We start from the raw sequence: 23,594 nt of genomic DNA, 5'->3' as shown, positions 1-23,594 counted from the left end.
GCAAAAAAATTTAACATTCCTGTTGCAACTTTTTGCAACTCAAAAACTTTGCCACAATTTTTGTTGCAACTTTTAAATTTGGAATTGATTTGAAACAGGAGTGTTAAAAAAAAATTTTCTGTTCTTTAATTTCATAAACAATAATTATACAACGGAAGTACACTTTTTGTGTACATTTTTCAATATGTTAAAATTATTTATATAACTTAGCTTTCTTCAAATAAACAAATACCACAAAAGTCTTATTGGAATGCTTTGGCGTGCCTTGTTCTTAGATAATTGAGATTAAGGTATATTACTAATTATTAAATTAAACCACAATAAATGAACAACCCAGAAACTGTTAAGTTAGAAGTTTTTACCATAGTATTAAAACCTGTTGCTGACTATGGAAATAATTGTTTTGATGATTTAATTTCCAATATTGACGGTATTAATATTGAAGAAAATCTCTTCGGAGAATTTGCCCAATTATTTATCAACCACATTGATTTAGCATATACAGAAATAAGAAGTAAAGCTTTCACATTAAGTACTAATGTTGAAGAATTTGGAATTGATGTACCAAATAATACAATTTGGGGAGTACTAAAAGGAGGTCCAAAAGGTAATGGAAAAACAAAATCTCCTTTATTAAATAGAGATGACGAACAAGACTTAAGCGGTGATGTTATAAATGATAAATATTTCTTTCATCTTCATTTTCCTTTAGATAGTAATTTTGGATTTCTATTTTTTCAAATCTATGGTGGTGAAAGTATACGTAAAGAGTTTATTCAGCATATAACTGATTTATTCAAAGTCACTAGATGCTACAATAAAGCTGTTTGCAATCCAATACTTCCAAACAGTATAAGGGATGAGTTTAAGAATAATAGTAGAGTTGTAGGGTTAAGTTATAACACGAGTGTTTTATCAAATTCTATGACGGAAAACCGAGAGTTTGCCAATTTATGTGCAAATTATAATATTGAAATTACAATTAAACCAGCTGGTGAGAATATTATTCCAAGTGAAAAAATTGGGTTTATGAATAGAATTTTATCTGGTTTACAATTTAATAATGTTGCTTTAGATGGCTCCAGAAAAAAGAAAGTTGTCTTAGAAAATTTAAATACAAACAAAAAATCTACTTTTGAATTGGATGTGCAAGATGTTATGCCAAGGATTTATTTAGATGGGAAAGTTCCTTTAGATGTTAATGGAACTCCGAATTTTTTAAATTTAAAAAGATTTTGTGATGAATTATTAAGAGAATTAGTGGCTGATCAATATAGTAGAATAGAAAGATTATGATAAAAAAAATATGGAGCATTTATTTAAATGCTACAAAAAGTATTTATATCAAGGAAGATGGTAAACTAAATTATCTGGAATTGATTATAGTGTATTTGGTTATTATTACATTGAGTGTTTTACTAGTATATTATAAGGATGATAAATTTATTGAGGACTCAAAAATACTCGCAATGCTTTTATCGTTATTTTCAGGATTAATGTATAGTGTTTTGTTAAAAATACCAGACAAATTAACCAAACTTGAAACAATAAATACAAAAGAGAATGAAACTATATCAGAATTAAAAGAAAGAGAAGAAATTAACATCCTTAATAATAGAACATTTAATTACCTCAAGAATTTTTCATTTACTTTATCATATTCGATAATAGTTGCAATACTTTGCATCTTTTTTGTTATTGCAAGTTCTTTTTTCTCTTCACTATTGAATTTCCATTTATCGACAGTAGAATTTAACTTTGAAACAATTGATTGTTGGTTGACATTTAAAGTTAGCATAATTATTTTATACCGTTTTCTATTTGTTTTTTTTATGTTTCAGTTTTTATATTTCATTACTAAATCAGTTATATATTTGACTGATTTCACTTTATATGAATTTAATAATTTAAAATAATTTTAGTTATGGGAATCGAGGATATTGTAAATGCAAGAAAAGGTGATGATAAAAAAGTAGAGACTAAACAATGGTTTCAAAAATTAATTCAAACATCTGAATATGTTGGAGATTTGTATTCGATAAACTATGAAACCACAAGGGTTATCATTCATGATTTTTACCGCGAAAAAGTAGGAGGGATTCCGAGTTTAAGTTTTTTGATTGCTTCTAGAGTAGATCCAAACTCCAATGATATAAATTTTAAAAATGAGGATTCATCTTTTATCCTCTTAAGAGTAATGGACTCTGCTGCGTTACCTCAAGACAGGGAAGCTGAAAGAATTAGAGTTGAAACCGCTCAAAGAATAAGTGGTGAAACAGAAAAACATTGGGATGATGTTGGATCAATGGATGCGAGAACAAAAAACCTTTTAGGTTTTGCAGGTGTACAATGTCGAATAATTGGGACTTTCTTTTTGGAAGAAAATGAGCAAAATCCAGAAGCACCTTTAAATTTAAAATTTGGTAGCGATATATCTAACTATTATCCTAATAGAGGATTAAAAGTCTATAAACCAAATGAAAAAGCATTAGAACATATAGTCAATTATACTGATCCTTCTAATTTACAAGAACATATCGAAAAATATGGAAATACGGAAAAAGTAAAACTTGGTCATGTAAGATATGCATCAACCAATCGTAAGTATCAAAAAATAGATGACGTCCCTGTTTATATTTACCCTGCTGATTTACTTTCTCAAAAATCGGCATTATTTGGAATGACAAGAACCGGAAAATCTAATACAACTAAAATAATAGCAAAATCGGTATTTGAATTAAGAACTAGTGAAAATAAAAATGATAAACCCTTAAGAATAGGACAAATTATATTTGACCCTAATGGGGAATATGCTAATGAAAATATTCAAGATAAAGATGGAACTGGAAATCCAAACGCTTTGAAAAATATTTGGAGAAAAGACAATTCGCTTAAATTAAAGGCTGATACTCTTAAAGTATCATTTAAGGCAGAGAAAGATAGTGATAAAAAGAAGAAAATCTGGAATGAAATTAAATTTGCTGTTGAAAACGAAGTAGTCACATATGGTATCCTTTCACATCCTTCTGATCCATTCCGCAGATTAATGAAAATAAACTTCTATGAAGATGAAAATTTACAAATTGGAAAAGAAATAATTGATTTTAAAATAGCAGAACAATCTGCACAGTATTTTAAAAATTTTAAGCAGATTGCCTTTAAATCACCAATTGAGAGTGAATACGAAAATAATTCTGAATATCAAGGTCAGCTAACAAGATTTAATAGAAGGGTACTTGTTTATAGAGCTTTATTAAATAAAGCAGGATTTGCACCACCAAATAGAACTGTAAATATTACAGGTGTTTTTAATGCTGATTTGAGAAATGCAATGACTAGTTATAGTCCAGCTAGATTTACTCGCAAAGTAGGATTAATTAATGCCGCAGGACAAACTTTGGGACAAAATAACGTAAGTTGGGATGCATTAGCGCAAACCTTTGAAGGTTTGTTTCATTTTTTATCAACCGCTGAATATAATACTTTTAACCAAGGATATATTAATAGCCATAGAGACAATGAAACTGACGATGCGACGGGTGAAGGTTGGGCAGAAGCAGATTTAGAAAGTTTACTCGAAATGTTTAACTATTCAAAAGCAATAAATCTTGTTGGGGGAGTCAACATTCAGCATACAATCACTATAGGTTCTGACTATGCTCAAGATATATATAGTGACTTAAAAGAAGGGAAATTGGTAATTATTGATCAGTCAAGTGGAGAACCTGAATTAAATAAGTCTTCTGCTAATCGTATAATGTGGAATATTTTTAGAGAAAATCAAAAAGCGTTTAGAAATGGTGATGATAACATTCCTGAAATTTTAGTATATTTAGAAGAAGCCCATAATATTCTACCTGCCGGAAATGATTTAGATTTGTCAGATATATGGGTAAGGACAGCCAAAGAAGGTTCAAAATATAGAATAGGGATGGTTTATGCAACTCAAGAAGTAAGCAGTATTCAAAAGAATATTCTTAAAAACACAGCTAATTGGTTTATTAGTCACTTAAATAATACTGACGAAACAAAAGAACTCTGTAAATATTATGACTTTGCGGATTTTGAGCCTTCAATAAGGAGGGCGCAAGACAAAGGATTTTTAAGAGTTAAAACTTTAAGTAACCTATTTGTAATTCCTGTTCAAGTTGACAGGTTTGAAGTATAAAAAAACATCCTATGAGTTTTGAAGGAGAATTTGCAAGTTATGAACCTCTTAGACGGCTTCTTGATAGTGAAAAGGTAAAATCACTTCAAAACCGATTTAAAATTAGAAAACAAGAGGAAGATTCTGAAGATTTTGATAATTTGATAATTCAGAAATCTGACTTGACAGAAAGTAATTTACAGCCTGATTTAATTTTAGCCATTGATGGTAGCAATTTAGCTGCTAAAGCAGAGAATGGTTTCCCAGGTGCAGAATTTGGTTATGTAACTATAGCATCTGTTTTGATAGATTTGAAATTAATAGGTGAATTACAAAAGAAGGAATTTATAGAACCTAAAAAATTTCGTGAAACTGAAAAAGCTTCGACAATAGAAAGTGTTTTTTCAGGATGCAATGTGATTTTAGATAATGAAAAAAATGCTAAATCTTCCTTAAGACGAGCTTTATTTGAAGAGTTGAAAAGTAATATCATTTTTACTGATGGGGAATCTTTACTTGACACATATGAACATCTTTTTAGAAGTAAAAGAGAAAATTTCAACGAAAAAAACCTTCCAAAAAGCCCTATTGAAGATGTTGATGAAGAAATGACCTATGATTATGGAGAATATAATTGCCCATATTCAGGTGAATCATTATTTTCTACTGATGCTCTTCGTTTACATGAACTTATGAATTCTGGTGGTAGTAACGGTGAAATGTTTGGGCAAATAATGTCAACTCTTGAGAAACTTTGGCTTATTCATATTCTAAGAGCTTTTGAGCGGAAAGGTTGGTTGTCAACTCTTCGCAGAGTAGCATTTATTATGGACGGCCCTTTAGCGGTTTTTAGTACTTCATCATGGTTAACAAAAGTTATTAGTCATGAATTGACTAGAATTAACGAATTGCAAAAAGAAATAAATGGTCAAGACTTATTAATAATTGGCATAGAAAAATCAGGAACTTTTTTCAACCACTTTATTGAAATTGATACTACTAAAGATGGATTTACAGATAAATTTCCTAAACAATCGGCATTCTTATTAAATGATGAATATATAAAAAAGAACATAATCTTTTCAGATAGTAAAAAACAATATGGACTCGACACTTACTTTGGCAGAAAGTTATTCTATAAAACTTCATCTGGTCAAAAAACCGTACCTGTTTTAGCTTGTTTTAACGATTATCAAAGTAATTTAGAGACGTCAAATCTAGACCAGTTTACAAGACTTGCTGATGTGATGAATTTACTAGATAAATTAGTATCGAGTAGATATCCTAATTCTGTTTCACCTTTAGTTTCTGCTCATGCTGAAGCAGCAATCCCGCTAAACTTAGGAAAAAGAATTTTTGAAGATATAGCAAGAGAAATTAGAGAACAATCTAAATAATGATAACAAAAGAGAAAATATTAAAGGGTTTTGAAACTGCTGAATCTCGTTGGGCTAGATTTGGTCCTTACTATGCAATGTTCCCTTTAGAATTTGCTTTTGATGTTGTAGAAAAGTATTCAAAAAAAGGAGATTATATTATTGATCCCTTTGCTGGTAGATGTAGTAGTATATACGCCGGTGGAGTTTTAGGAAGAAATAGTTTAGGTATTGAAATTAATCCTGTTGGTTGGCTTTATGGCACTGTAAAACTTCAACCAGCTGACAAAAACGAAGTAACAGATCGTTTATTAGAAATTTATAGAAGAAAAAATTATTATAATAGAGCTATCAAGCGTATGCCTGAGTTCTATCGTATTTGTTATTGTGACGAAGTACTCAAATTTTTATTATCTGCTAGGGCTAATCTTAATTGGAAAAATAATAATGTCGATGCAACATTGATGTCAATTTTGTTAATTTATCTTCATGCAAAACTTGGCGAAGGGCTTTCTAATCAAATGAGGATGACAAAATCAATGGGAATGAATTATTCAGTCAAATGGTGGAAAAAGAACAATATGACTTCTCCACCAGAAATAAATCCATGTGATTTTATTCTTAAAAAAATTGAATGGAGGTATCAAAAAGGGAAACCTAAAGTTACTGAAAGCGCCGTAGTTTTTGGTGATAGTTCTTCCGAGTTAATTAATATATCACAAAGAGCTTTAAACAATAATATAAAATTTTCATTACTTTTTACTTCTCCCCCATATTGGTCAATAACAGATTACCATGCTGACCAATGGTTAAGGCTTTGGCTTTTAGGAGGCAATGAAAACCACAAGTCTTTAAAAGATAAGTATAAAGGAAGATTTGTAAACAAAGAAGAGTATTATAATTTACTTGACAATGTTTTTATGCATTGTTCTAAAATTATGAAAGAAAAGAGCGTTATTTATGTTCGAACTGACAAACGAGAATTTACCTTTAATTCTACACTTGAAATTCTAAAAAAACATTTTCCAAAACACAAAATATCGGTTATTGAAAAACCTCTTACTGAAGATACTAAAACACAGACAAAACTATATGGTGACAAGTCAATGAAACCAGGCGAGATTGATATTATTTTGAAAAAATGAGTTCCGTTCTTTAATTATATTTTCAAATAAATTCTCCTGACTTTTTTTCCGCTTTCGTCTACAACATTTGTTTACACATATCAGATGATCTATTTTTCATTAGAGTTTAGATAAAAAAAGCCCGACACTTTCGTATCGGGCTTTTAAGCTCCCTCTCTTGGGCTCGAACCAAGGACCCTCTGATTAACAGTCAGATGCTCTAACCAACTGAGCTAAGAAGGAAACTGTATATCTTTAGTAACCTATTTTTTTTCAATAATCTATGAGAACGTAGCTTTATTCTTCTCGAACCAACTCCGATAGCTATCGGAGCTCTGATTAACAGTCAGATGCTCTAACCTTCCGATAGCTATCGGAAGAGCTAAGAAGGAAGGTGTGTTACCTTTTTAAAGCGGTTGCAAATATAATACGTTTTTTATTTTTTACAAATAAAAAATAAAGAAAATTTCAAAAAATATTATTTATGAAAAATTGCCTTATAAATATCGTTCCCATTGGCAAATAACAACAACGCAATAAGTAGTACAAAGCCAACCATTTGGGCGTTTTCTAAGAACTTATCGCTAGGCTTTTTGCCACTAATCATTTCATATAATAAAAACATTACATGGCCACCATCCAATGCCGGAATTGGCAATAAATTCATTACACCGAGCATAATTGATAACAAAGCCGTAATTCCCCAAAACGCTTCCCAGCTCCATGTTTGTGGAAATATATTAAAGATGGCAGCAAAACCACCTACTCCCTTATAAGCACCAGTCTTTGGAGTGAAAATAGCTTTTAGCTGTTTACCATAACTCGCCAATTGGTCAAAACCTTTATTTATCCCAACAGGTATAGATTCAAAGAAACCAAATTCTTCTTTGCTTACTTTGTACAATCCCAACTTTTCTAAATCCTCATAAGGAATTTTAGCCGCATATTTAATTCCAAGCTTGGCACTATCATTAATTTTTATATTCGCAGCAATTTCTTTATCGTCTCTTTTTATAAGTACAGGAATTGTTTTGCCTTTCAAAGTATCTAATGCCGCTATGACTTCATCAGCATATTGTACTGGCTTACCATTAAAACTGGTTATAATATCCTTTTTCTTCAATACCGTTTTGTTTTGAGAATCCACTTGAATTTCAGCAACAATAAAAGGAAGTCGCAAATCTAATAACGACGCTTTTTTGCCATCCATCAATTGGTTGATAAAGTTCACCGGGAAATTTACTTTTACTTCCTTACCATCACGAAGCACCACTATCTCTTTAGAGAAAAGCGCCTTTTCGTTTGATTCATAAAAACGTTCCACTTTTTCACCATCTATAGAAACTAATTTATCTCCGGTTTTTAATCCTGCTTTCTCCACTACCGGATTGGCAATCCAGATACCATCTTTCACTTCTGTGTTAGCAATATATTGCTCTCCATAAAAGAATGTCATTCCGATATAAATTATGAAAGCCAAAATGAAATTCACGGTAACACCACCAAGCATGATGATTAATCGTTGCCAGGTTGGCTTAGAACGGAATTCCCACGGTTGCGGTGGCAATGCCATTTGCTCTTTGTCCATGCTTTCGTCTATCATTCCTGATATTTTTACATAGCCTCCAAGTGGTAACCAACCAATACCGTATTCGGTTTCGCCGATTTTCTTTTTTAGTAAAGAATATTTGATGTCAAAAAACAAATAGAACTTTTCTACTCTTGTTTTAAATAATTTGGCAGGAATAAAATGCCCTAGTTCGTGAAGTATAATTAGTATTGATAAACTCAGTAAAAACTGAGATAATTTGATTGCAATTTCCATTTCTTATGTATCGATTTCTTTTAAACGCACAAAAGTAAGGTTTCCACCCTACTCTTACACATAATAATTTGCTTAAGGTTATTTTTTTATGAATTTTTTATGATAAATGCCTTCTGCTGTCTGAATATCCACATAATGAACACCCGTTGACAAACTGCTTACAGAAAAATCTAAGGTTGAATTTTCCATAACTTTTTGACCCAAATTGTTATAAACAATCACTTTTTCTAATGTTGAAGTAGTTGGCATTTGAATATGAATAACATCCGAACCTGGATTAGGATAAATCGAAACCGCGTTGTCTAAATCAAAATTCTGATTTCCTAATGTAACGATAGAATTAGCCGAAATGATATGTCGTTCGGGATCGAATTCAACACTTGCAATTGGGAAAGGAACATTCGCAATAATTTCTTCTCCGTCAAAAGTATTGTTCAATGACAAATCTGCTTGTTGTCCACCAGCGCCATGAATTCTAACCGGAACCGGCATTTCAAAATAAGAAACCGAAGCATCCGATTGTGTTTGATTAATCACAAATTTGGCTTGCCCTGCACCCCAGTTTTGTGCTGTAATCGTATAGGTTGGATATCCTTGGTCATAAATCCAATCGTTAAAAAATTCGGTTAAATCCTGACCAGAAACTGCTTCTAAGTGTGATTGTAAATCTGTAGTCAGAGCATATTTATAAGCAAGATTTGGATCTGCTAAATAATTCCTAACTCCCTGAAAAAACAAAGCATCACCCAGTTTAAAACGCAGCATTTCCAAAACCATAGCGCCTTTATCATAAGTCAATCGGCTGCTGAAAATTCTGTTTACGCTGGTAGCCTGCGCATCTGTCAAATAAACATTCCCGGCTGGACTTGATGTAATATTATCAATCATGCTTTGTTTTTCGTTTACAAAAGCATCTACACCATCAAAATTTTCAATTACCAAAGTTGCCAAATAGGTAGCAAATCCTTCATTCAGCCAAATGTCTTTCCATGAACCGCAGGTTATTTTATCGCCAAACCATTGGTGTCCCATTTCGTGAGCAATCAACTGTCTGCTAAATCCGACCATAAACGAAACCGTCGTGTGCTCCATTCCTCCGCCCCAGCCAAATTGTGCATGACCATATTTTTCATTGTGAAATGGATAGACTTCAAACAGGTTTTCATACAAATTTAAAATCCCAGGAGTTTCATCCAATTGCGACTGAACATCAGCTAAATCTTCAGGATAAATATAATTGATGATTGGGTATTCGTTAGGCGCCGTTCCGCCAGTTTGATTATAAACACTATAGTTTGCAACCGCCATACAAATTAAATAAGCGGGAATCGGATAACCATGATGGAAATGTGTCGTTTTATTAGCTCCCGAAATTATCGGCGCCGTAGTTTCAACTCCGTTAGAAACGGCAATATATTGTGATGGCGCCGTAATGTAAACATCAATAGTATCTATTTTATCATTCAAATCCTGTTTACAAGGCCACCAATCCCTGGCACCAAATGGCTCTGAAAGTGTCCAGATAATTGGACTGCCGTTATGTGTCGATTTAACAAAAGAATCAAAACCGTTTGCCGGCGGAACACCCGAATAATTAATTTCAACTGTGGCCGAAGTTCCGGCTAATTGTGTTGCAGGTAAAGTAATAATCAATTCATTATTGGTGTTTTCAACAAAAGTCAAATTAGCAGCTCCCATTTTGACCGAACTTGCTACTAATTCATTAGCAAAATCAAATGTGATGGTAGTCATATTTGTCAATGCCGTATAAGTGGTAAAAACTTTTCCTGTAATAAATTTTACCGTTGGGTTAACCGTAAATTCCAATCTGTGATAAGTAATGTTGTAATTGGCAGTGTTGGGATTGACTTCAATATTCATAAGTTGCGAAGCCGATTTCATTTCAGCTTCCGCAATTGAATTGTTTTTGTTCAAATTTTTTTGTGCAAAAACAAAAGAAATTGTAAAACAAAGTAATAATAAGTAGATTTTTTTCATGGTAATAGCAAAAATTTTTGCGAATATAATAATTATTGAATTAGTCTTCTGCCAAAAAAATTATAATTTATGCTTCTATTCGGTTGATTTTTATTTGATTAGAAAAACCTAAGTTTTCGTGTAAGCGAAAGGTTATGTCAAACATTTCATTAAATTTGCGTCCTTATAAAGAAAAGTCATGTTACAGATAAGTTACATCAGGGATAATAAAGAAAAAGTGATTACGGCTTTGGCCAAAAGAAACATGGATGTGAAGACACTCGTGGAAGAAGTAATCCAATTAGACGAAAACAGAAGAAGCACTCAGGTAGCTTTAGACAATACTTTGGCGGAAGCCAACAAACTTTCAGCTGCCATTGGCGATTTGATGAAAAATGGCGAAAAAGCGAAAGCTGAAATCTTAAAACTAAAAACAGTTCAGCTAAAAGAAACAAGCAAAGAACTTTCTGAAAAATCAGATACTCTTGCCAACGAACTTTTAGAAAAAATGTACCAGTTGCCTAATCTTCCTGCAGACATTGTTCCTGTTGGAAAAACTCCTGAAGAAAACCTAAATATTTTTGAAGAAGGCGACATTCCGGTTTTGCATGAAGGTGCACAGCCACACTGGGAATTGGTAAAAAAATACGACATCATCGATTTTGAATTGGGCGTAAAAATCACTGGCGCAGGTTTTCCGGTTTATAAAGGAAAAGGAGCCAAATTACAACGCGCACTGATTTCTTATTTCTTAGATAAAAATACCGAAGCGGGTTATCAGGAATTCCAGGTGCCGCATTTGGTAAACGAAGCTTCTGCTTACGGAACTGGTCAATTACCCGATAAAGAAGGACAAATGTACCACGACGCTACCGACGATTTATATTTAATTCCAACTGCGGAAGTTCCGGTAACGAATATTTTCCGCGATGTGATTTTGCAGGAAAGTGAATTGCCGATTCTTTGTACAGGTTATACGCCTTGCTTCCGTCGTGAAGCAGGTTCTTATGGTGCGCATGTTCGCGGTTTGAACCGTTTGCATCAATTTGACAAAGTAGAAATAGTTCGCATCGAGCATCCTGATAAATCTTATGAAGCTTTAGACGGAATGGTGGAACACGTAAAAACAATATTGCAGGAATTGAAATTACCCTACCGAATTCTGCGTCTTTGCGGAGGAGATATGGGCTTTGCTTCGGCTCTGACTTATGATTTTGAAGTGTTTTCTACGGCACAGGATAAATGGCTGGAAATTAGTTCGGTTTCAAATTTCGAAACGTTCCAGGCAAACCGTCTGAAACTGCGTTTTAAAGGAAAAGAAGGCAAAACTCAGTTAGCACATACTTTGAACGGAAGTTCATTAGCATTGCCAAGGGTTTTAGCCGGAATTTTAGAAAATTATCAAACTCCGGAAGGTATTGTAATACCGGAAGTATTGCGTAAATACACTGGTTTTGACATCATAAACTAAAAAGTTAATCTTTCGTAAACAATGTACTAAGCCAACACAAAATGTGTTACTTTAGTGCATTGTTCATTTTACTAAAAATTCATGAAAAAAATTCTCGTTATAGTGGTATTATTCGTTTCGTTTTGGGCAAATGCTCAGAGCGACCAATTGGCGAATAATTATTTTGACCGAGGTGAATTTGAAAAAGCTTTGGTGCTTTATGAAGACTTGTCAAAAACGGATCAGGGGAATTTTAATTATTTCCAAAGGGTAATCGAATGTTACCAGCAATTACAGCAATTTGACAAAGCGGAAAAAGCATTAGAAAACCGAATTGACAAATACAAGCAAAGCAATCTTTTGGTTGAACTGGGATTTAATTACCAACTGCAAAAAGACCAGGAGAAAGCTAATAAATACTATAATCAGGCGATTGATAAAATCAAAAAAAATGCTTCCGAAGTTTTTGGAATAGCCTATGTTTTCGAAAGAAAGACATTAATAGATTATGCGCTTCTGGCTTACAAAACAGCGCTGGAAAAAGACCCTAAATTGCCCGTCAATTTTCAAATGGCAACACTTTATGGAATGCAGGGCAATACCGATTTGATGATTGATATGTACCTGCAGGAAGCATTTCAAAATCCGCAAAATCTTCCTTTGATTCAAAATCAGCTTTCCCGATTTATGACAGAAGAAGTAGATGCCAGTTTTAACGATTCGTTGAAAAAAGCGCTATTACTCAGAGCACAAAAAACGCAGGATGTCTTTTGGAATGATTTTCTAAGCTGGCTTTTTATTCAGCAAAAAGAATATGGCAAAGCCTTTATTCAGCAAAAAGCAATTTACAAACGAAATCCTGATTCCTTTGCCAATATTGTGAGTTTAGGGCAAATGGCGATTGAAGATAATGACCAGGATTCAGCTAACGAAATTTTGAATTTTGTACTCGAAAATACCAAGGATTTAGAATTGCTTATTCAGTCGCATTCCTATTTGATAGAAATGAGAATTGACCACGCCACTGAGAAAGATTATCCGGCAATAACGGCAGAATTAGACGCGTTGATTAAAGAATTTGGCGTAAGCCCATACACGCTTTCACTTTTAAAATTGCAGGCCGATTTTAATGCTTTCCACTTAAACAATGCTGAAAAAGCCAAAGCGATTTTGAAAAGTGCGATGGAAATGCCGATTAACAAATATCAATTGGCTGAATTAAAAATGGAATTGGCCGACATCTATTTGTTTGAAGAAAAATTCAATCAGGCTTTGATTTATTATTCTCAAATTGATGAAGATATGAGTGGCGATGTGGTTGGTCAGGAGGCCAGTCTGAAAACCGCTAAAACCAGTTACTTCAAAACCGATTTTGAATGGGCGTCGCATCAATTGAAAGTCCTGAAGTCGGCTTCATCACAGTTGATTGCGAATGACGCTTTGGATTTATTTTTACTAATAAGCGACAACACTGTGGAAGATTCTTTGCAGGTCGCTTTGAAGAAATTTGCACGTGCCGATTTTCTTTTATATCAGAATAAAAAGAAGGAAGCTTTGGCAGCATTCCAACTGATTTTAAAAGAACATAAAGGCGAAGATATTGAACCGGTAACACTTTTGCGTATCGGGAAAATCTATGAAAAAATGGGCGATTTTGCCAATGCTTTAGCCAACTACGATGCCATAATTACAAAACACAAAGACTGTATTTATATTGATGAAGCGCTTTATTTTTCTGCCGAAATCTATAACAACCAACTGAAAGATGTAGAGAAGGCAAAACTACTTTATGAAGAAATGCTCACGAAACATGAAGACAGTATTTACTACGTAGATTCGAGGAACAAATATCGAAAACTGCGCGGCGACACTAATTTATAGTGTTCAGTTTGCAATAGCAGTCAGCAGAAAAATTAAATCCTTAATCCCAAATCCTAATTCCTAAATCAATATGATACTTTACAACGTAACTATAAACATTCACGAAAGTGTTCACGACCAATGGATGCAATGGATGCAGGAAAAACATATTAATGATATGCTGGCAACCGGAAAGTTTTCTTCAGCCAGATTAGTCAAAGTTTTGATAGACGAAGAAATGGGCGGAACAACTTACTCTGTTCAGTTTACTACTGACAGCAAAGAAACCTTGCAACGCTATTATGACGAAGATGCTCCGGGATTACGCGAAGAAGGACAGCAATTATTTGGCGACAAAATGTTGGCTTTTAGAACGGAACTGGAATTGATAAGTGAGCATTAAACTCCCTTTTGTCATTTCCGCGCAGGCGGAAATCCATTTTAAAAAATATAAATGCAACAGTTCCGTCAATATTTCATTTATATATTAGCCAGCAAGAAAAACGGAACCTTGTATATTGGAGTTACAAATAGCCACGAAAGAAGAATAGAAGAACATAAAATCAAATTAAATCCAGATTGTTTTACAGCCAAGTACAATGTTAATTTGTTGGTTTATTATGAAACTTTCCAATATATAGACAATGCGCTTCAAAGAGAAAAACAGCTCAAAAAATGGAATCGTCAATGGAAAATAAATTTGATTGAAGAAGAAAACAAAGATTGGAAAGACCTTTCAGAAGGTTGGTATTAATGGATTCCAGAACCACTATTGTCTTTCCCGCGAAGGCGGGAAACCAAAATAAAATAATATAGATTCCCGCCTGCGCGGGAATGACAAAGGAAGATAAAATGAACGACGTAAGAGCCAAAAAACATCTCGGGCAGCACTTTTTAACAGACGAATCGATTGCTGAAAGAATAGCCGACACACTCAATTTTGAAGGTTATGACATTACCTTGGAAATTGGTCCAGGAATGGGCGTTTTGACAAAATATCTTTTGGAAAAACCAACCGAAACTTATGTTATTGAAATCGATACTGATTCGGTTGCCTATTTAAACGAACATTATCCAAAACTGCACGGCAAAATCATTTCAAAAGATGTTCTGAAATATAATATCAACGAAGTTTTTGAAGGCAAGCCTTTTGCAATAATTGGCAATTTTCCTTATAACATTTCGTCTCAAATTGTGTTCAAATGTTTGGAATTACGCCACCAGGTTCCTGAATTTTCAGGAATGTTTCAAAAAGAAGTAGCCGAACGCATCTGTGAAAAAAAAGGAACGAAAGCTTATGGAATTCTATCCGTTTTGGTTCAAGCTTTTTATGATGCCGAATATTTATTTACGGTTTCTCCGGATGTTTTTAATCCACCGCCAAAAGTAAATTCGGGGGTTTTACGCTTGCGCAGAAAAGAGAATTTTACGTTGCCGTGTAATGAAAAATTGTTCTTTTCGGTTGTAAAAACAGGTTTCCAACAACGACGCAAAACATTAAGAAATAGTTTAAAGTCATTTCAACTTTCGGATAATTTAAAAGAAGATACTATCTTTGACCTGCGCCCAGAGCAATTAACCGTTGACCAGTTCATAGAACTTACTCAAAAAATAGAAGCCAATGCAGTTTAACATCAGCAAAGAACTCTTAGAGCAAATCGAGCTACTTATTCAGAACAACAATGATGAAGAGTTGTTTGTTTTGCTGAATGATATGCACCATGCTGATATTGCTGAGATTTTTGATGAAATAGACATTGATAAGGCTATTTATATCTTTAAGATTCTGGATAGCGAGATCACGGCTGAAATTCTAATGGAATTAGAAGATGATGTTCGTGAAAAAATTCTTAAAGGCCTTTCTGCCAAAGAAATTGCAGAAGAATTAGATGAATTAGATACTGATGATGCTGCCGATATTATTTCTGAACTTTCGCAAAGCAAGAAAGAAGAAGTAATCTCCGAGCTGGAAGACGTTGAACACGCCAAAGACATTGTTGACTTATTACGCTACAGCGAAACCTCCGCTGGTGGTTTGATGGGAAAAGAGATGGTGAAAGTCAATGAAAACTGGACCGTTTTAACCTGCGTCAAAGAGATGCGGATTCAGGCAGAAAATGTTACTCGCGTTCATTCCATTTATGTAGTTGATGATGAAAATCGTTTAAAAGGAAGATTATCGCTAAAAGATTTATTGACGACTTCCACCAAAACGCCAATCAGCGATGTTTATATCAAAAAAGTTGATTACGTAAAAGTCGATACTCCAAATACTGAAGTGGCCAGAGTAATGCAAAAATATGACCTGGAAGCGATTCCTGTTGTAGATGAAATGGGAAGATTAGTCGGTCGTGTTACCGTTGATGATATTCTTGATGTTATCAAGGACGAAGCCGATAAAGATTACCAAATGGCAGCGGGTATCACACAGGACGTTGAAGCCGGAGACAGCGTTTTCGAAATGATAAAAGCCCGTTTGCCATGGCTTTTAATCGGAATGGCGATTGAGTTAGTCGCTTCTTTGGTGTTGAAAAGCAATGAAACATCAGTGCAACAATATTCTACTTTGATAATTTTTGTGCCATTACTTTCGGCTACTGCCGGAAATATTGGTGTTCAGGCATCGGCAATTGTCGTGCAGGGTTTGGCAAACGGTTCACTTAAAGAATTCAGCAAAAACTATTTGACCAGAGAGATTACAGTTGCGATGATTTCGGGGACAATTATTTCTGCATTTTTATTTTTATATCATTCTTTAATGTACCAACAATATTTAGTTGGCTTGGCGATTTCCATTTCCATTATTGTTGTTATTCTTTTTGCAGCCTTACTTGGAACGCTGGTACCATTATTTCTTCATAAAAACAAAATTGACCCTGCAATTGCAACTGGTCCGTTTATCACTACAACAAACGATGTTTTCGGGATTATGATTTATTTCGGAATTGCGCGATTGATTCTTGGGTTTTAATCAAATTTATTTAAATAAAATAAAAAAAGCTCCTCTTTTCAGAGAAGCTTTTGTACCCGGAGCGGGACTTGAACCCGCACGGTTGCCCACAGGTGTTTGAGACCAGCGCGTCTACCAATTCCGCCATCCGGGCGTTTTACCTTGAATGGTTCTCAGTTTAATTTTTAGAAAAAATTAATTAAAGAAAGTGCCATCCGGGCTATTCCTTTGAATGATTCAGTTGTTTTTAAAATCAAATGACCATCTTAAGGCTTGAGAGACAAAACCAACAACAGTTGGTTTATCGCGAAAAATAAGGGTCAAAAAGACTGCTTATTTTTAAACACGGTGCAAATGTAAAAAATAAAACATCATTTTCTAAAAAAATACTCTAAAATATCCTTTCAGAGTTGGATTTAATTTCTAAATTTGCACCTCGGTAAAACGAAACACAACTAACTAACTACATTCGAGACACTTCCGAAAGGAGCAGATCGAGTAAAAACAACAAATTATAATGTCGCATTTAGAACCTGAAGCAAAGATTTTTGCGTGTTCGCAAAGCGTCTATCTCGCTGAACAAATAGCCGAAAACTATGGAGTTCAGTTAGGTAAAGTTACGTTCTCAAAATTTAGTGATGGTGAATTTCAACCTTCTTTTGAAGAATCAATAAGAGGATTGCGTGTTTTTATTGTCTGCTCAACATTTCCGAGCGCCGACAATTTAATGGAACTTTTGTTAATGATTGATGCTGCGAAAAGAGCATCAGCCCGACACATTACTCCCGTGATTCCGTATTTTGGTTATGCAAGACAAGACAGAAAAGACAAACCAAGAGTTCCGATTGGAGCAAAACTAATAGCAAAACTATTGGAAACTGCCGGAGCAACCAGAATCATGACGATGGATTTACATGCCGATCAGATTCAGGGTTTCTTTGAAATGCCAGTGGATCATTTGTTTGCATCGACTATCTTTTTGCCCTATGTTAAAAGTCTGCAGTTAGACAATTTAACAATCGCATCTCCGGATATGGGTGGTTCAAAAAGAGCTTATGCGTATTCTAAGTTTTTAGAATCGGATGTGGTAATTTGTTACAAGCAAAGAAAAGCTGCCAACGTAATTGACACCATGGAATTGATTGGTGAAGTGAAAGGAAGAAATGTAATTCTGGTTGACGACATGATTGACACCGGAGGAACATTGGCCAAAGCGGCAGATTTGATGATGGAAAAAGGAGCATTAAGCGTGAGAGCTATTTGTACACATGCAATACTTTCGGGTGATGCTTATGAGAAAATTGAGAAATCTCAATTGTTGGAATTAATTGTTACCGATTCAATTCCGTTAAAAAGAGAATCTAAAAAAATAAGAGTGGTGAGTTGTGCGCCTCTTTTTGCAGAAGTAATGAACATGGTTCAACACAACAATTCCATCAGCGGGAAGTTTTTGATGTAGTGGTTAGCTTCAAGCAATCAGCCGTCAGCAAAAAAGGTTTGCGTTAGCGATTGCAATGGCAGCCCGGAACGAAGTGAGGACTATAATGGAAAGCGCGGCCGTCAGGCAACGCCCAAAAAGCTAAGAGCTAATTGCTTAAAAGCTGAATGCTTAAGAGAGAATTTTTTATTAATTATATATATTTACAATGAAATCGATTACAATTAAAGGATCACAAAGAGAAAGCGTGGGCAAGGTAGCAACCAAAGCGGTACGTAATGCTGGAATGGTTCCTTGCGTTATTTACGGAGGAAGTCAACCAATTCATTTTGCAGCAGAAGAAAAAGCATTCAAAAGCTTGGTTTACACTCCAAACGCACACACGGTTGTGATAGATTTGGATGGAAAAACAACTAATGCAGTATTGCAGGACATTCAGTTTCACCCAGTTTCAGACAGAATCAACCACATTGATTTTTTCCAATTGGATGACAACAAAGAAATCATTATGGAAGTACCTGTAAAAGTAACCGGAACTTCTCCAGGTGTACTTTTAGGAGGTGTTTTGAACTTGAATCAACGTAGATTAAAAGTGAAAGCTTTACCAAAAAATCTACCTGATTTTGTTGAAGCAAACATTGCTGAATTGCAAATGGGTAACAAATTATATGTTACTAAATTAGAAGCTAAGAACTTCAAATTAATGCACCCGGACAACACTGTTGTAGCTCAAGTTAAGATTTCTCGTGCGGCTATGAAAGCAGCGCAGGAAGCAGCAAAAGCAGAAAAAGGAGCAGCAAAAAAGAAAAAATAATTCATTTATTTTTCCAATACAAAAAAGCATCAGTTTTACTGGTGCTTTTTTTATGCAATCAAATTAGTTTACTTTTGCTGAATGAATTGGTTTAAAAATCTATTTAGCAAAAATACAATCTCTGAAAACTCAGAAGAAATGAAAAAATATCTCATTGTCGGGCTTGGAAACATTGGTTCCGAATATGTAAATACACGCCATAATATTGGTTTCAAAATAGTAGATTATATAGCTTTAAAGCAAGGTGTTTCTTTTGAAACGGCCAAACTTGGAGCAGTTACTGAATTCAATATTAAAGGCAGAAAACTGATTATGCTTAAGCCTAATACTTATATGAATCTGAGCGGAAAAGCTGTTCAATATTGGATGCAGAAAGAAAACATTGCCAAAGAAAATGTTCTGGTAATTACAGACGATTTGAATTTGGCTTTTGGCACCATTAGAATAAAAGCAAAAGGAACAGATGGCGGACACAATGGTTTGAAAAACATTCAGCTTATTTTAAACACGTCTGAATATCCGCGTTTTCGTTTTGGAATAAGCGATGAGTTTAAAAAAGGGCAACAAGTGGATTATGTTCTTGGCGAATGGAGTGATAGTGAAAAAGAAAAGCTTCCGGAAAGATTTGAAATCGGGAAGCAAATAGTAGAATCTTTTGCTTTAGCAGGATTAAACGAAACGATGAACAGCTTTAATGGAAAATAAAAAACCCTCTCGATTGAGAGGGTTTTTTTATATAATTGAATCAATGTTTATTCAATGATTAGTTTCTTCGTTACAATACCTTTATCGCTTTTGATGTTTACGAAATAAACACCTCTGGTTGGGTGGTTCAAATCGATAACCTGAACTAAATTAGCTGATTGGTCATAATTGCTTTCATAAATAGTTTGTCCGGTAACATCAAATACCTCAACAGAATAACTATTCATCATATCTTTGAATTGAATCGTAAAACTACCTTTGCTTGGATTTGGGAAAAGCGTGAATTGATTTTGTAAAAACTCTTCATTTCCTAAAGCTGTAGTCGTCAGCTGGCTTGCAATTACATTATACCATGCATGCATTCTTGCAGCCTGACCAGCAGTAAACATATACATACAAGAATCTTCAACATAATCCATATAATTCATTGTTAACTGAAGATAACCACATGTTGTTACAGCTGGATTTCCTGATACACTAGGATCTGGTGGGCTATCAGCAGCATTACAATCATATCTTGGCTCATCACAAGAAGGAGTATCGCAAACTCTATCTCCAGACGTAGCACAATTACCACCATCACAATCTGCGAAAGTATGATCTAAATTGAAGAAATGCCCAAGTTCATGTGTTAGCGTTCTTCCTTTGTTATATGGTGCGGCAGGAACATAACCAGTACAGCTTACCGGACTTCCGGTCATGATAGCTCCAAATGCATTGTTATCAATTACTACTGTCATACCAGCAGAAGGAGAACCTCCTAAAGGAGAATACCCTAAAGTGCCACCACCAATATTTCTGACAACTAAATTACAATATCCTGACCAGGTTGTATCTTCATCAGCTCCGGTTAAAAATTCTGTTCCAAATGTTACAGCAACATCTCCATTAACTAAAGTCGTTCCGGAAGGATGATTTTGTGTAGCCAGGACAAACTGAACGTCTAAACTTCCAGTGTTCGTACCAGGATAATTCTCACTTACGGCTGCCCAATTAGAGATGTCGGTATTTGTTCCATTATAATCTGCATTTAAGATGTCAACCTGCTTTTGAGCCAGGCTTCTCAAACATGATTTAATTGTAGCAGTAGCTGCTCCAGCTGAAGGATAATGAACGGCTACAGGAATTCTGATTACTGAGTTAACACTATTACCATCTTTATTAGAAGCTATTTTTTCTAATTCAACCTGAAACTTATGCTGTTGGTCAAGATAAGCTTGTCTTTGAGTTGGGTTACTCATTATCTGCGCCATTTTCTCCTGCATACCACAAGTTCTGTGTTGTGCAAAACTTACTTGAACGACAAGTAAAGCAAATAGTAATTTTAATTTCATTTTTCTAGTGATATTTAATTTTAAAGACATCAAAAGTAAACAAATGTTTTACATTAAATAAATTTTAATAAAAAATAGATGTGAATATTTATTCTTTAACGGTTTACTATAATTATTTGCCTTTTTATTAAGCATAACACTACAATTAAAAAAATCTGGTGTTACGGACATAAAAAAAGAGGTGCTGATTAGCACCTCTTTACAATTATTTTATGGCTCGTGGATTATTCAACCATGATTTTTTTGGTTTGTTTCATTTTTCCATCAGTAACAGTCAATAAATAAACACCAGATTGGATATCTTCCATATTTAAGTTTTGATCAAATACTCCTGAATTCGCGAAATTTTTAGAATAGATTGCTCTGCCTCTAATATCAAAAACAGAAATGTTTATATCGTTTCCTGAATTAGAATCAAACTTAACATTGAAGCTTCCTTTGTTTGGGTTAGGATATAATACTAGGTTTTGTAATCCAAATTCTTCTGTTCCCAAACTTGACAGAATGGTAAAATTTCTACTGTTTAATGCAAAGAAAACATTAGCAGAAGCTCTAACCATAAATCTGCAGGTAGAAGATGCTATTGGCAGATTAGGAATTGTAACTGTTGCAGAACCGTTATTTGGAATTCCAGAGGCTAAAACTGTATCAAAAGTGGTGTTATTACCGTTTACATTAGTCGATAATAAAATATCAACCATCGCTCCTCCTGTTAAAGTATCACTATTCAAAACATTCCATGTAACTGTCTGGGTTGAACCTCCGGCATAAGAAATACCAGTTGCTGTTTGAGATGTAACTGCAAATGGACCAGCGGTACTAACAACAGTAACGGCGGCGGCGGCGGCTTTGGTTTGTCCCATACCTGGATGGTTATCTCTAACGGTAACAGTAAAATTCAATGTTCGGGCAACACTTGAGCAAGATTCCCAATTGGCATCTGAACCGGTAGCTATTACAATAGTTCCAACCAATATTTTACTCATTTGCGGGAAATACCTTGATGGTGAAGAAGATGCTGGGAAAATCCTAAAATTAGGACCAGTTGTTTTTGTCCCGAAAACTCTGCTATTAGCTTGAGTTGTTGCAGCTGTGCCTGCGTTATTTTGTTCCCAACTATAAGTTAACACATCTCCGTCGGCATCAGTACCAATTCCGGTTAATTTAAACGGAGTACTAATCGGGATTGTAAAGCTTCCTCCTCCAACTGCTGTTGGCGTAGCATTTATACCTGTCAAAACAGTTGTTACGGCGCAGCTGGCACCACTCAAAGCTAGATTAGCTTGTATTTGATTAATGCTTTTGTAACAAAATAATGCATCCGAATGGGCTTGTACGTTATAGGCTAAAGTATTTGTGGCGGTAATTGTAGCCACACCAGCGTAAGCCATGATACTACTTCCACTTCCCGGCTCTACTTGTACGCCAGACGCTTCATAGTTATATGTAAATGTGTGGAAAGCTCCTAACTGGTGCCCCAATTCATGAACAACAAAATCAATATCAAAATTGTCCCCCTGAGGAACATTATTGGAAGGAGAAGTATATCCACTGCCTTTTGAACCATCAACACAAACACATCCGATACAACCTGCATTTCCGCCACCGCCACTAGCTCCAAAAAGATGACCTATATCATAAGCTCCATCTCCAAGTACTGATGTAAGTGTACTTTGCACTTGTGAATTCCAGCCAAGCGAATTACCAGCGTTGTCTGGGTCTGTCCCAATAGTAGCATTAGAGTATGGATCTGAAGCGGAATTATAGTAAATTACCTGATCAGTTGTGGCTATCAAATTAAGATGCACCGCTAAATCTTTCTCCATTACTCCATTGACACGGGTCAATGTAGCATTCATAGCTGCCAATACCAAACCAACATTAGCATTACTGGTTGCTCCAAAATAATTAGCATATTCAGCAGTACAGGATAGTGCTAATCTGAATGTTTTGTATTTAGCATTGTCAGCAAGTGTTGTGTTGCCTACTTTATCTGAAACCTCATTGGTTAAAGCCACATCATTTGTACTACATGTAAAAGGTAAGCGGCCACTAACTCTTTTATTTGAATTAAATAAAACATACGTAGTAGCCTGATTATCGTAAGCCTCTATAAATTCTGTTCCTGTATCGGCTCTGAAAACCAAAGTTTGTATGCCTTGTGGAGAGATGCTTAAATTTAAAGTTGCAGATTTATCAGTTAAGCCTTTTCCAACATAGGAACGTATTTCTGGGAATCTTGCCTGTAATTGTGGATCAAAATTAGAATTTTCCCAAACTAAAAAGGTTTCTAATTCCCCATCCAGATTTGGAATGCTAATGGCTACACCTGGCATATTCGAGAATTTATCATTGGCTGTAACTAAACTTTGTTTAAAGCCATTTAAATCAAGGCCAAAATACAATTCCCCTTCACAAATATTATTAGTTCTGATTCTTTTTAGTTCTGAAATTCCTGAGGCTTCTTTTGCATGCCATAGAGAAGTATTTTGTGCAACTAATTGTCCAAAAGAAAAGGACAGCACAATCAATAGTAAAAATTTTTTCATAATTTAGTTTGTTAATTAAATAGTTAGTAAAGATAGTTATCTTTC

General features: G+C 34.6%; 18 protein-coding genes and 2 tRNA genes. 14 read left to right on the top strand and 6 right to left on the bottom strand.

The genetic code is table 11. The features are described 5' to 3' along the window. The first annotated feature begins 324 nt into the window (after positions 1 to 324). The 5 genes from ABIQ27_RS13685 to ABIQ27_RS13665 are packed head-to-tail and all read left to right on the top strand — an operon-like array spanning position 325 to position 6,668. Positions 325 to 1,296: a hypothetical protein gene (locus ABIQ27_RS13685; RefSeq protein WP_348034478.1), complete on the top strand. Its 972-nt coding sequence runs from the start codon at positions 325 to 327 to the stop codon at positions 1,294 to 1,296. After that, the gene (locus tag ABIQ27_RS13680) at positions 1,293 to 1,916 is read left to right on the top strand and encodes a hypothetical protein (protein ID WP_348034477.1); all 624 of its coding nucleotides are present in this window, start codon (positions 1,293 to 1,295) and stop codon (positions 1,914 to 1,916) included. Before ABIQ27_RS13685 ends, ABIQ27_RS13680 begins: the two co-directional genes overlap by 4 nt. 8 nt (positions 1,917 to 1,924) lie before the next feature. After that, positions 1,925 to 4,168 carry a DUF87 domain-containing protein gene (locus ABIQ27_RS13675; RefSeq protein ID WP_348034476.1) on the top strand — a complete coding sequence of 748 codons (2,244 nt, stop codon included), beginning with the start codon at positions 1,925 to 1,927 and terminating at the stop codon, positions 4,166 to 4,168. 11 nt (positions 4,169 to 4,179) lie between these two features. Next, the gene (locus ABIQ27_RS13670) at positions 4,180 to 5,544 is read left to right on the top strand and encodes a DNA double-strand break repair nuclease NurA (protein ID WP_348034475.1); all 1,365 of its coding nucleotides are present in this window, start codon (positions 4,180 to 4,182) and stop codon (positions 5,542 to 5,544) included. Further along, on the top strand, positions 5,544 to 6,668 hold the full coding sequence (locus ABIQ27_RS13665) for a DNA methyltransferase (RefSeq protein WP_348034474.1): 1,125 nt from the start codon (positions 5,544 to 5,546) through the stop codon (positions 6,666 to 6,668). Before ABIQ27_RS13670 ends, ABIQ27_RS13665 begins: the two co-directional genes overlap by 1 nt. A 148-nt stretch (positions 6,669 to 6,816) precedes the next feature. On the opposite strand, the gene ABIQ27_RS13660 is transcribed toward ABIQ27_RS13665, so the two are convergent. The 3 genes from ABIQ27_RS13660 to ABIQ27_RS13650 all read right to left on the bottom strand — a co-directional run bounded on the left by ABIQ27_RS13660 (position 6,817) and on the right by ABIQ27_RS13650 (position 10,470). Further along, positions 6,817 to 6,890: transfer RNA gene (locus tag ABIQ27_RS13660), tRNA-Asn, on the bottom strand. Between the two features lie 235 nt (positions 6,891 to 7,125). Next, entirely contained in the window at positions 7,126 to 8,472 is a 1,347-nt protein-coding gene (gene rseP / locus ABIQ27_RS13655) for an RIP metalloprotease RseP (RefSeq protein WP_348034473.1), read from the bottom strand. 78 nt (positions 8,473 to 8,550) lie between these two features. Beyond that, complete coding sequence (locus tag ABIQ27_RS13650; RefSeq protein WP_348034472.1) at positions 8,551 to 10,470, bottom strand: M1 family aminopeptidase; 1,920 nt, start codon at positions 10,468 to 10,470, stop codon at positions 8,551 to 8,553. A 178-nt stretch (positions 10,471 to 10,648) separates the two neighbouring features. On the opposite strand from ABIQ27_RS13650, the gene serS reads away from it, so the two are divergent. The 6 genes from serS to mgtE all read left to right on the top strand — a co-directional run bounded on the left by serS (position 10,649) and on the right by mgtE (position 16,730). Next, positions 10,649 to 11,920: a serine--tRNA ligase gene (gene serS / locus ABIQ27_RS13645; protein WP_348034471.1), complete on the top strand. Its 1,272-nt coding sequence runs from the start codon at positions 10,649 to 10,651 to the stop codon at positions 11,918 to 11,920. An 81-nt stretch (positions 11,921 to 12,001) separates the two neighbouring features. After that, the gene (locus ABIQ27_RS13640) at positions 12,002 to 13,780 is read left to right on the top strand and encodes a tetratricopeptide repeat protein (RefSeq protein WP_348034470.1); all 1,779 of its coding nucleotides are present in this window, start codon (positions 12,002 to 12,004) and stop codon (positions 13,778 to 13,780) included. A 70-nt stretch (positions 13,781 to 13,850) separates the two neighbouring features. After that, positions 13,851 to 14,162: a DUF4286 family protein gene (locus ABIQ27_RS13635; protein WP_348034469.1), complete on the top strand. Its 312-nt coding sequence runs from the start codon at positions 13,851 to 13,853 to the stop codon at positions 14,160 to 14,162. 51 nt (positions 14,163 to 14,213) lie between these two features. Continuing rightward, on the top strand, positions 14,214 to 14,513 hold the full coding sequence (locus tag ABIQ27_RS13630; protein ID WP_348034468.1) for a GIY-YIG nuclease family protein: 300 nt from the start codon (positions 14,214 to 14,216) through the stop codon (positions 14,511 to 14,513). Between the two features lie 98 nt (positions 14,514 to 14,611). Then, positions 14,612 to 15,391 (top strand): 16S rRNA (adenine(1518)-N(6)/adenine(1519)-N(6))-dimethyltransferase RsmA, encoded by a 780-nt coding sequence (rsmA, locus tag ABIQ27_RS13625; RefSeq protein WP_348034467.1) that lies wholly within the window; start codon positions 14,612 to 14,614, stop codon positions 15,389 to 15,391. Then, complete coding sequence (mgtE, locus tag ABIQ27_RS13620; protein ID WP_348034466.1) at positions 15,381 to 16,730, top strand: magnesium transporter; 1,350 nt, start codon at positions 15,381 to 15,383, stop codon at positions 16,728 to 16,730. Before rsmA ends, mgtE begins: the two co-directional genes overlap by 11 nt. A gap of 53 nt (positions 16,731 to 16,783) precedes the next feature. On the opposite strand, the gene ABIQ27_RS13615 is transcribed toward mgtE, so the two are convergent. Continuing rightward, positions 16,784 to 16,863 (bottom strand) — tRNA-Leu (locus tag ABIQ27_RS13615). Positions 16,864 to 17,226: 363 nt separating this feature from the next. Here ABIQ27_RS13615 and ABIQ27_RS13610 point away from each other — a divergent pair. The 3 genes from ABIQ27_RS13610 to pth all read left to right on the top strand — a co-directional run bounded on the left by ABIQ27_RS13610 (position 17,227) and on the right by pth (position 19,666). Next, positions 17,227 to 18,168, top strand: coding sequence for a ribose-phosphate pyrophosphokinase (locus ABIQ27_RS13610; protein WP_348034465.1), 942 nt, complete (start codon positions 17,227 to 17,229; stop codon positions 18,166 to 18,168). 187 nt (positions 18,169 to 18,355) lie between these two features. Further along, positions 18,356 to 18,961, top strand: coding sequence for a 50S ribosomal protein L25/general stress protein Ctc (locus ABIQ27_RS13605; protein WP_348034464.1), 606 nt, complete (start codon positions 18,356 to 18,358; stop codon positions 18,959 to 18,961). A gap of 138 nt (positions 18,962 to 19,099) precedes the next feature. Continuing rightward, entirely contained in the window at positions 19,100 to 19,666 is a 567-nt protein-coding gene (pth, locus tag ABIQ27_RS13600) for an aminoacyl-tRNA hydrolase (protein ID WP_348034463.1), read from the top strand. Positions 19,667 to 19,713: 47 nt separating this feature from the next. On the opposite strand, the gene ABIQ27_RS13595 is transcribed toward pth, so the two are convergent. Both ABIQ27_RS13595 and ABIQ27_RS13590 read right to left on the bottom strand, forming a co-directional pair. Then, positions 19,714 to 21,000, bottom strand: coding sequence for a zinc-dependent metalloprotease (locus ABIQ27_RS13595; RefSeq protein WP_348034462.1), 1,287 nt, complete (start codon positions 20,998 to 21,000; stop codon positions 19,714 to 19,716). A gap of 224 nt (positions 21,001 to 21,224) precedes the next feature. Continuing rightward, entirely contained in the window at positions 21,225 to 23,549 is a 2,325-nt protein-coding gene (locus tag ABIQ27_RS13590) for a reprolysin-like metallopeptidase (protein ID WP_348034461.1), read from the bottom strand. Between the last annotated feature and the right edge of the window lie 45 nt (positions 23,550 to 23,594).

Source organism: Flavobacterium sp. (assembly GCF_039916025.1).
Classification (GTDB): Bacteria; Bacteroidota; Bacteroidia; order Flavobacteriales; family Flavobacteriaceae; genus Flavobacterium.
This window is presented reverse-complemented; position numbering and strand designations above follow the sequence as displayed.

Bases quoted from the DNA above. Each gene is read 5' to 3' on its own strand.
- mgtE (WP_348034466.1), top strand. From the start codon at position 15,381: ATGCAGTTTAACATCAGCAAAGAACTCTTAGAGCAAATCGAGCTACTT.
- ABIQ27_RS13670 (WP_348034475.1), top strand. From the start codon at position 4,180: ATGAGTTTTGAAGGAGAATTTGCAAGTTATGAACCTCTTAGACGGCTT.
- serS (WP_348034471.1), top strand. From the start codon at position 10,649: ATGTTACAGATAAGTTACATCAGGGATAATAAAGAAAAAGTGATTACG.
- ABIQ27_RS13685 (WP_348034478.1), top strand. From the start codon at position 325: ATGAACAACCCAGAAACTGTTAAGTTAGAAGTTTTTACCATAGTATTA.
- ABIQ27_RS13605 (WP_348034464.1), top strand. From the start codon at position 18,356: ATGAAATCGATTACAATTAAAGGATCACAAAGAGAAAGCGTGGGCAAG.
- ABIQ27_RS13590 (WP_348034461.1), bottom strand. From the start codon at position 23,549: ATGAAAAAATTTTTACTATTGATTGTGCTGTCCTTTTCTTTTGGACAA.
- ABIQ27_RS13640 (WP_348034470.1), top strand. From the start codon at position 12,002: ATGAAAAAAATTCTCGTTATAGTGGTATTATTCGTTTCGTTTTGGGCA.
- ABIQ27_RS13630 (WP_348034468.1), top strand. From the start codon at position 14,214: ATGCAACAGTTCCGTCAATATTTCATTTATATATTAGCCAGCAAGAAA.
- ABIQ27_RS13635 (WP_348034469.1), top strand. From the start codon at position 13,851: ATGATACTTTACAACGTAACTATAAACATTCACGAAAGTGTTCACGAC.
- pth (WP_348034463.1), top strand. From the start codon at position 19,100: ATGAAAAAATATCTCATTGTCGGGCTTGGAAACATTGGTTCCGAATAT.
- ABIQ27_RS13680 (WP_348034477.1), top strand. From the start codon at position 1,293: ATGATAAAAAAAATATGGAGCATTTATTTAAATGCTACAAAAAGTATT.
- ABIQ27_RS13650 (WP_348034472.1), bottom strand. From the start codon at position 10,470: ATGAAAAAAATCTACTTATTATTACTTTGTTTTACAATTTCTTTTGTT.
- rseP (WP_348034473.1), bottom strand. From the start codon at position 8,472: ATGGAAATTGCAATCAAATTATCTCAGTTTTTACTGAGTTTATCAATA.
- ABIQ27_RS13595 (WP_348034462.1), bottom strand. From the start codon at position 21,000: ATGAAATTAAAATTACTATTTGCTTTACTTGTCGTTCAAGTAAGTTTT.
- ABIQ27_RS13665 (WP_348034474.1), top strand. From the start codon at position 5,544: ATGATAACAAAAGAGAAAATATTAAAGGGTTTTGAAACTGCTGAATCT.
- ABIQ27_RS13675 (WP_348034476.1), top strand. From the start codon at position 1,925: ATGGGAATCGAGGATATTGTAAATGCAAGAAAAGGTGATGATAAAAAA.
- rsmA (WP_348034467.1), top strand. From the start codon at position 14,612: ATGAACGACGTAAGAGCCAAAAAACATCTCGGGCAGCACTTTTTAACA.
- ABIQ27_RS13610 (WP_348034465.1), top strand. From the start codon at position 17,227: ATGTCGCATTTAGAACCTGAAGCAAAGATTTTTGCGTGTTCGCAAAGC.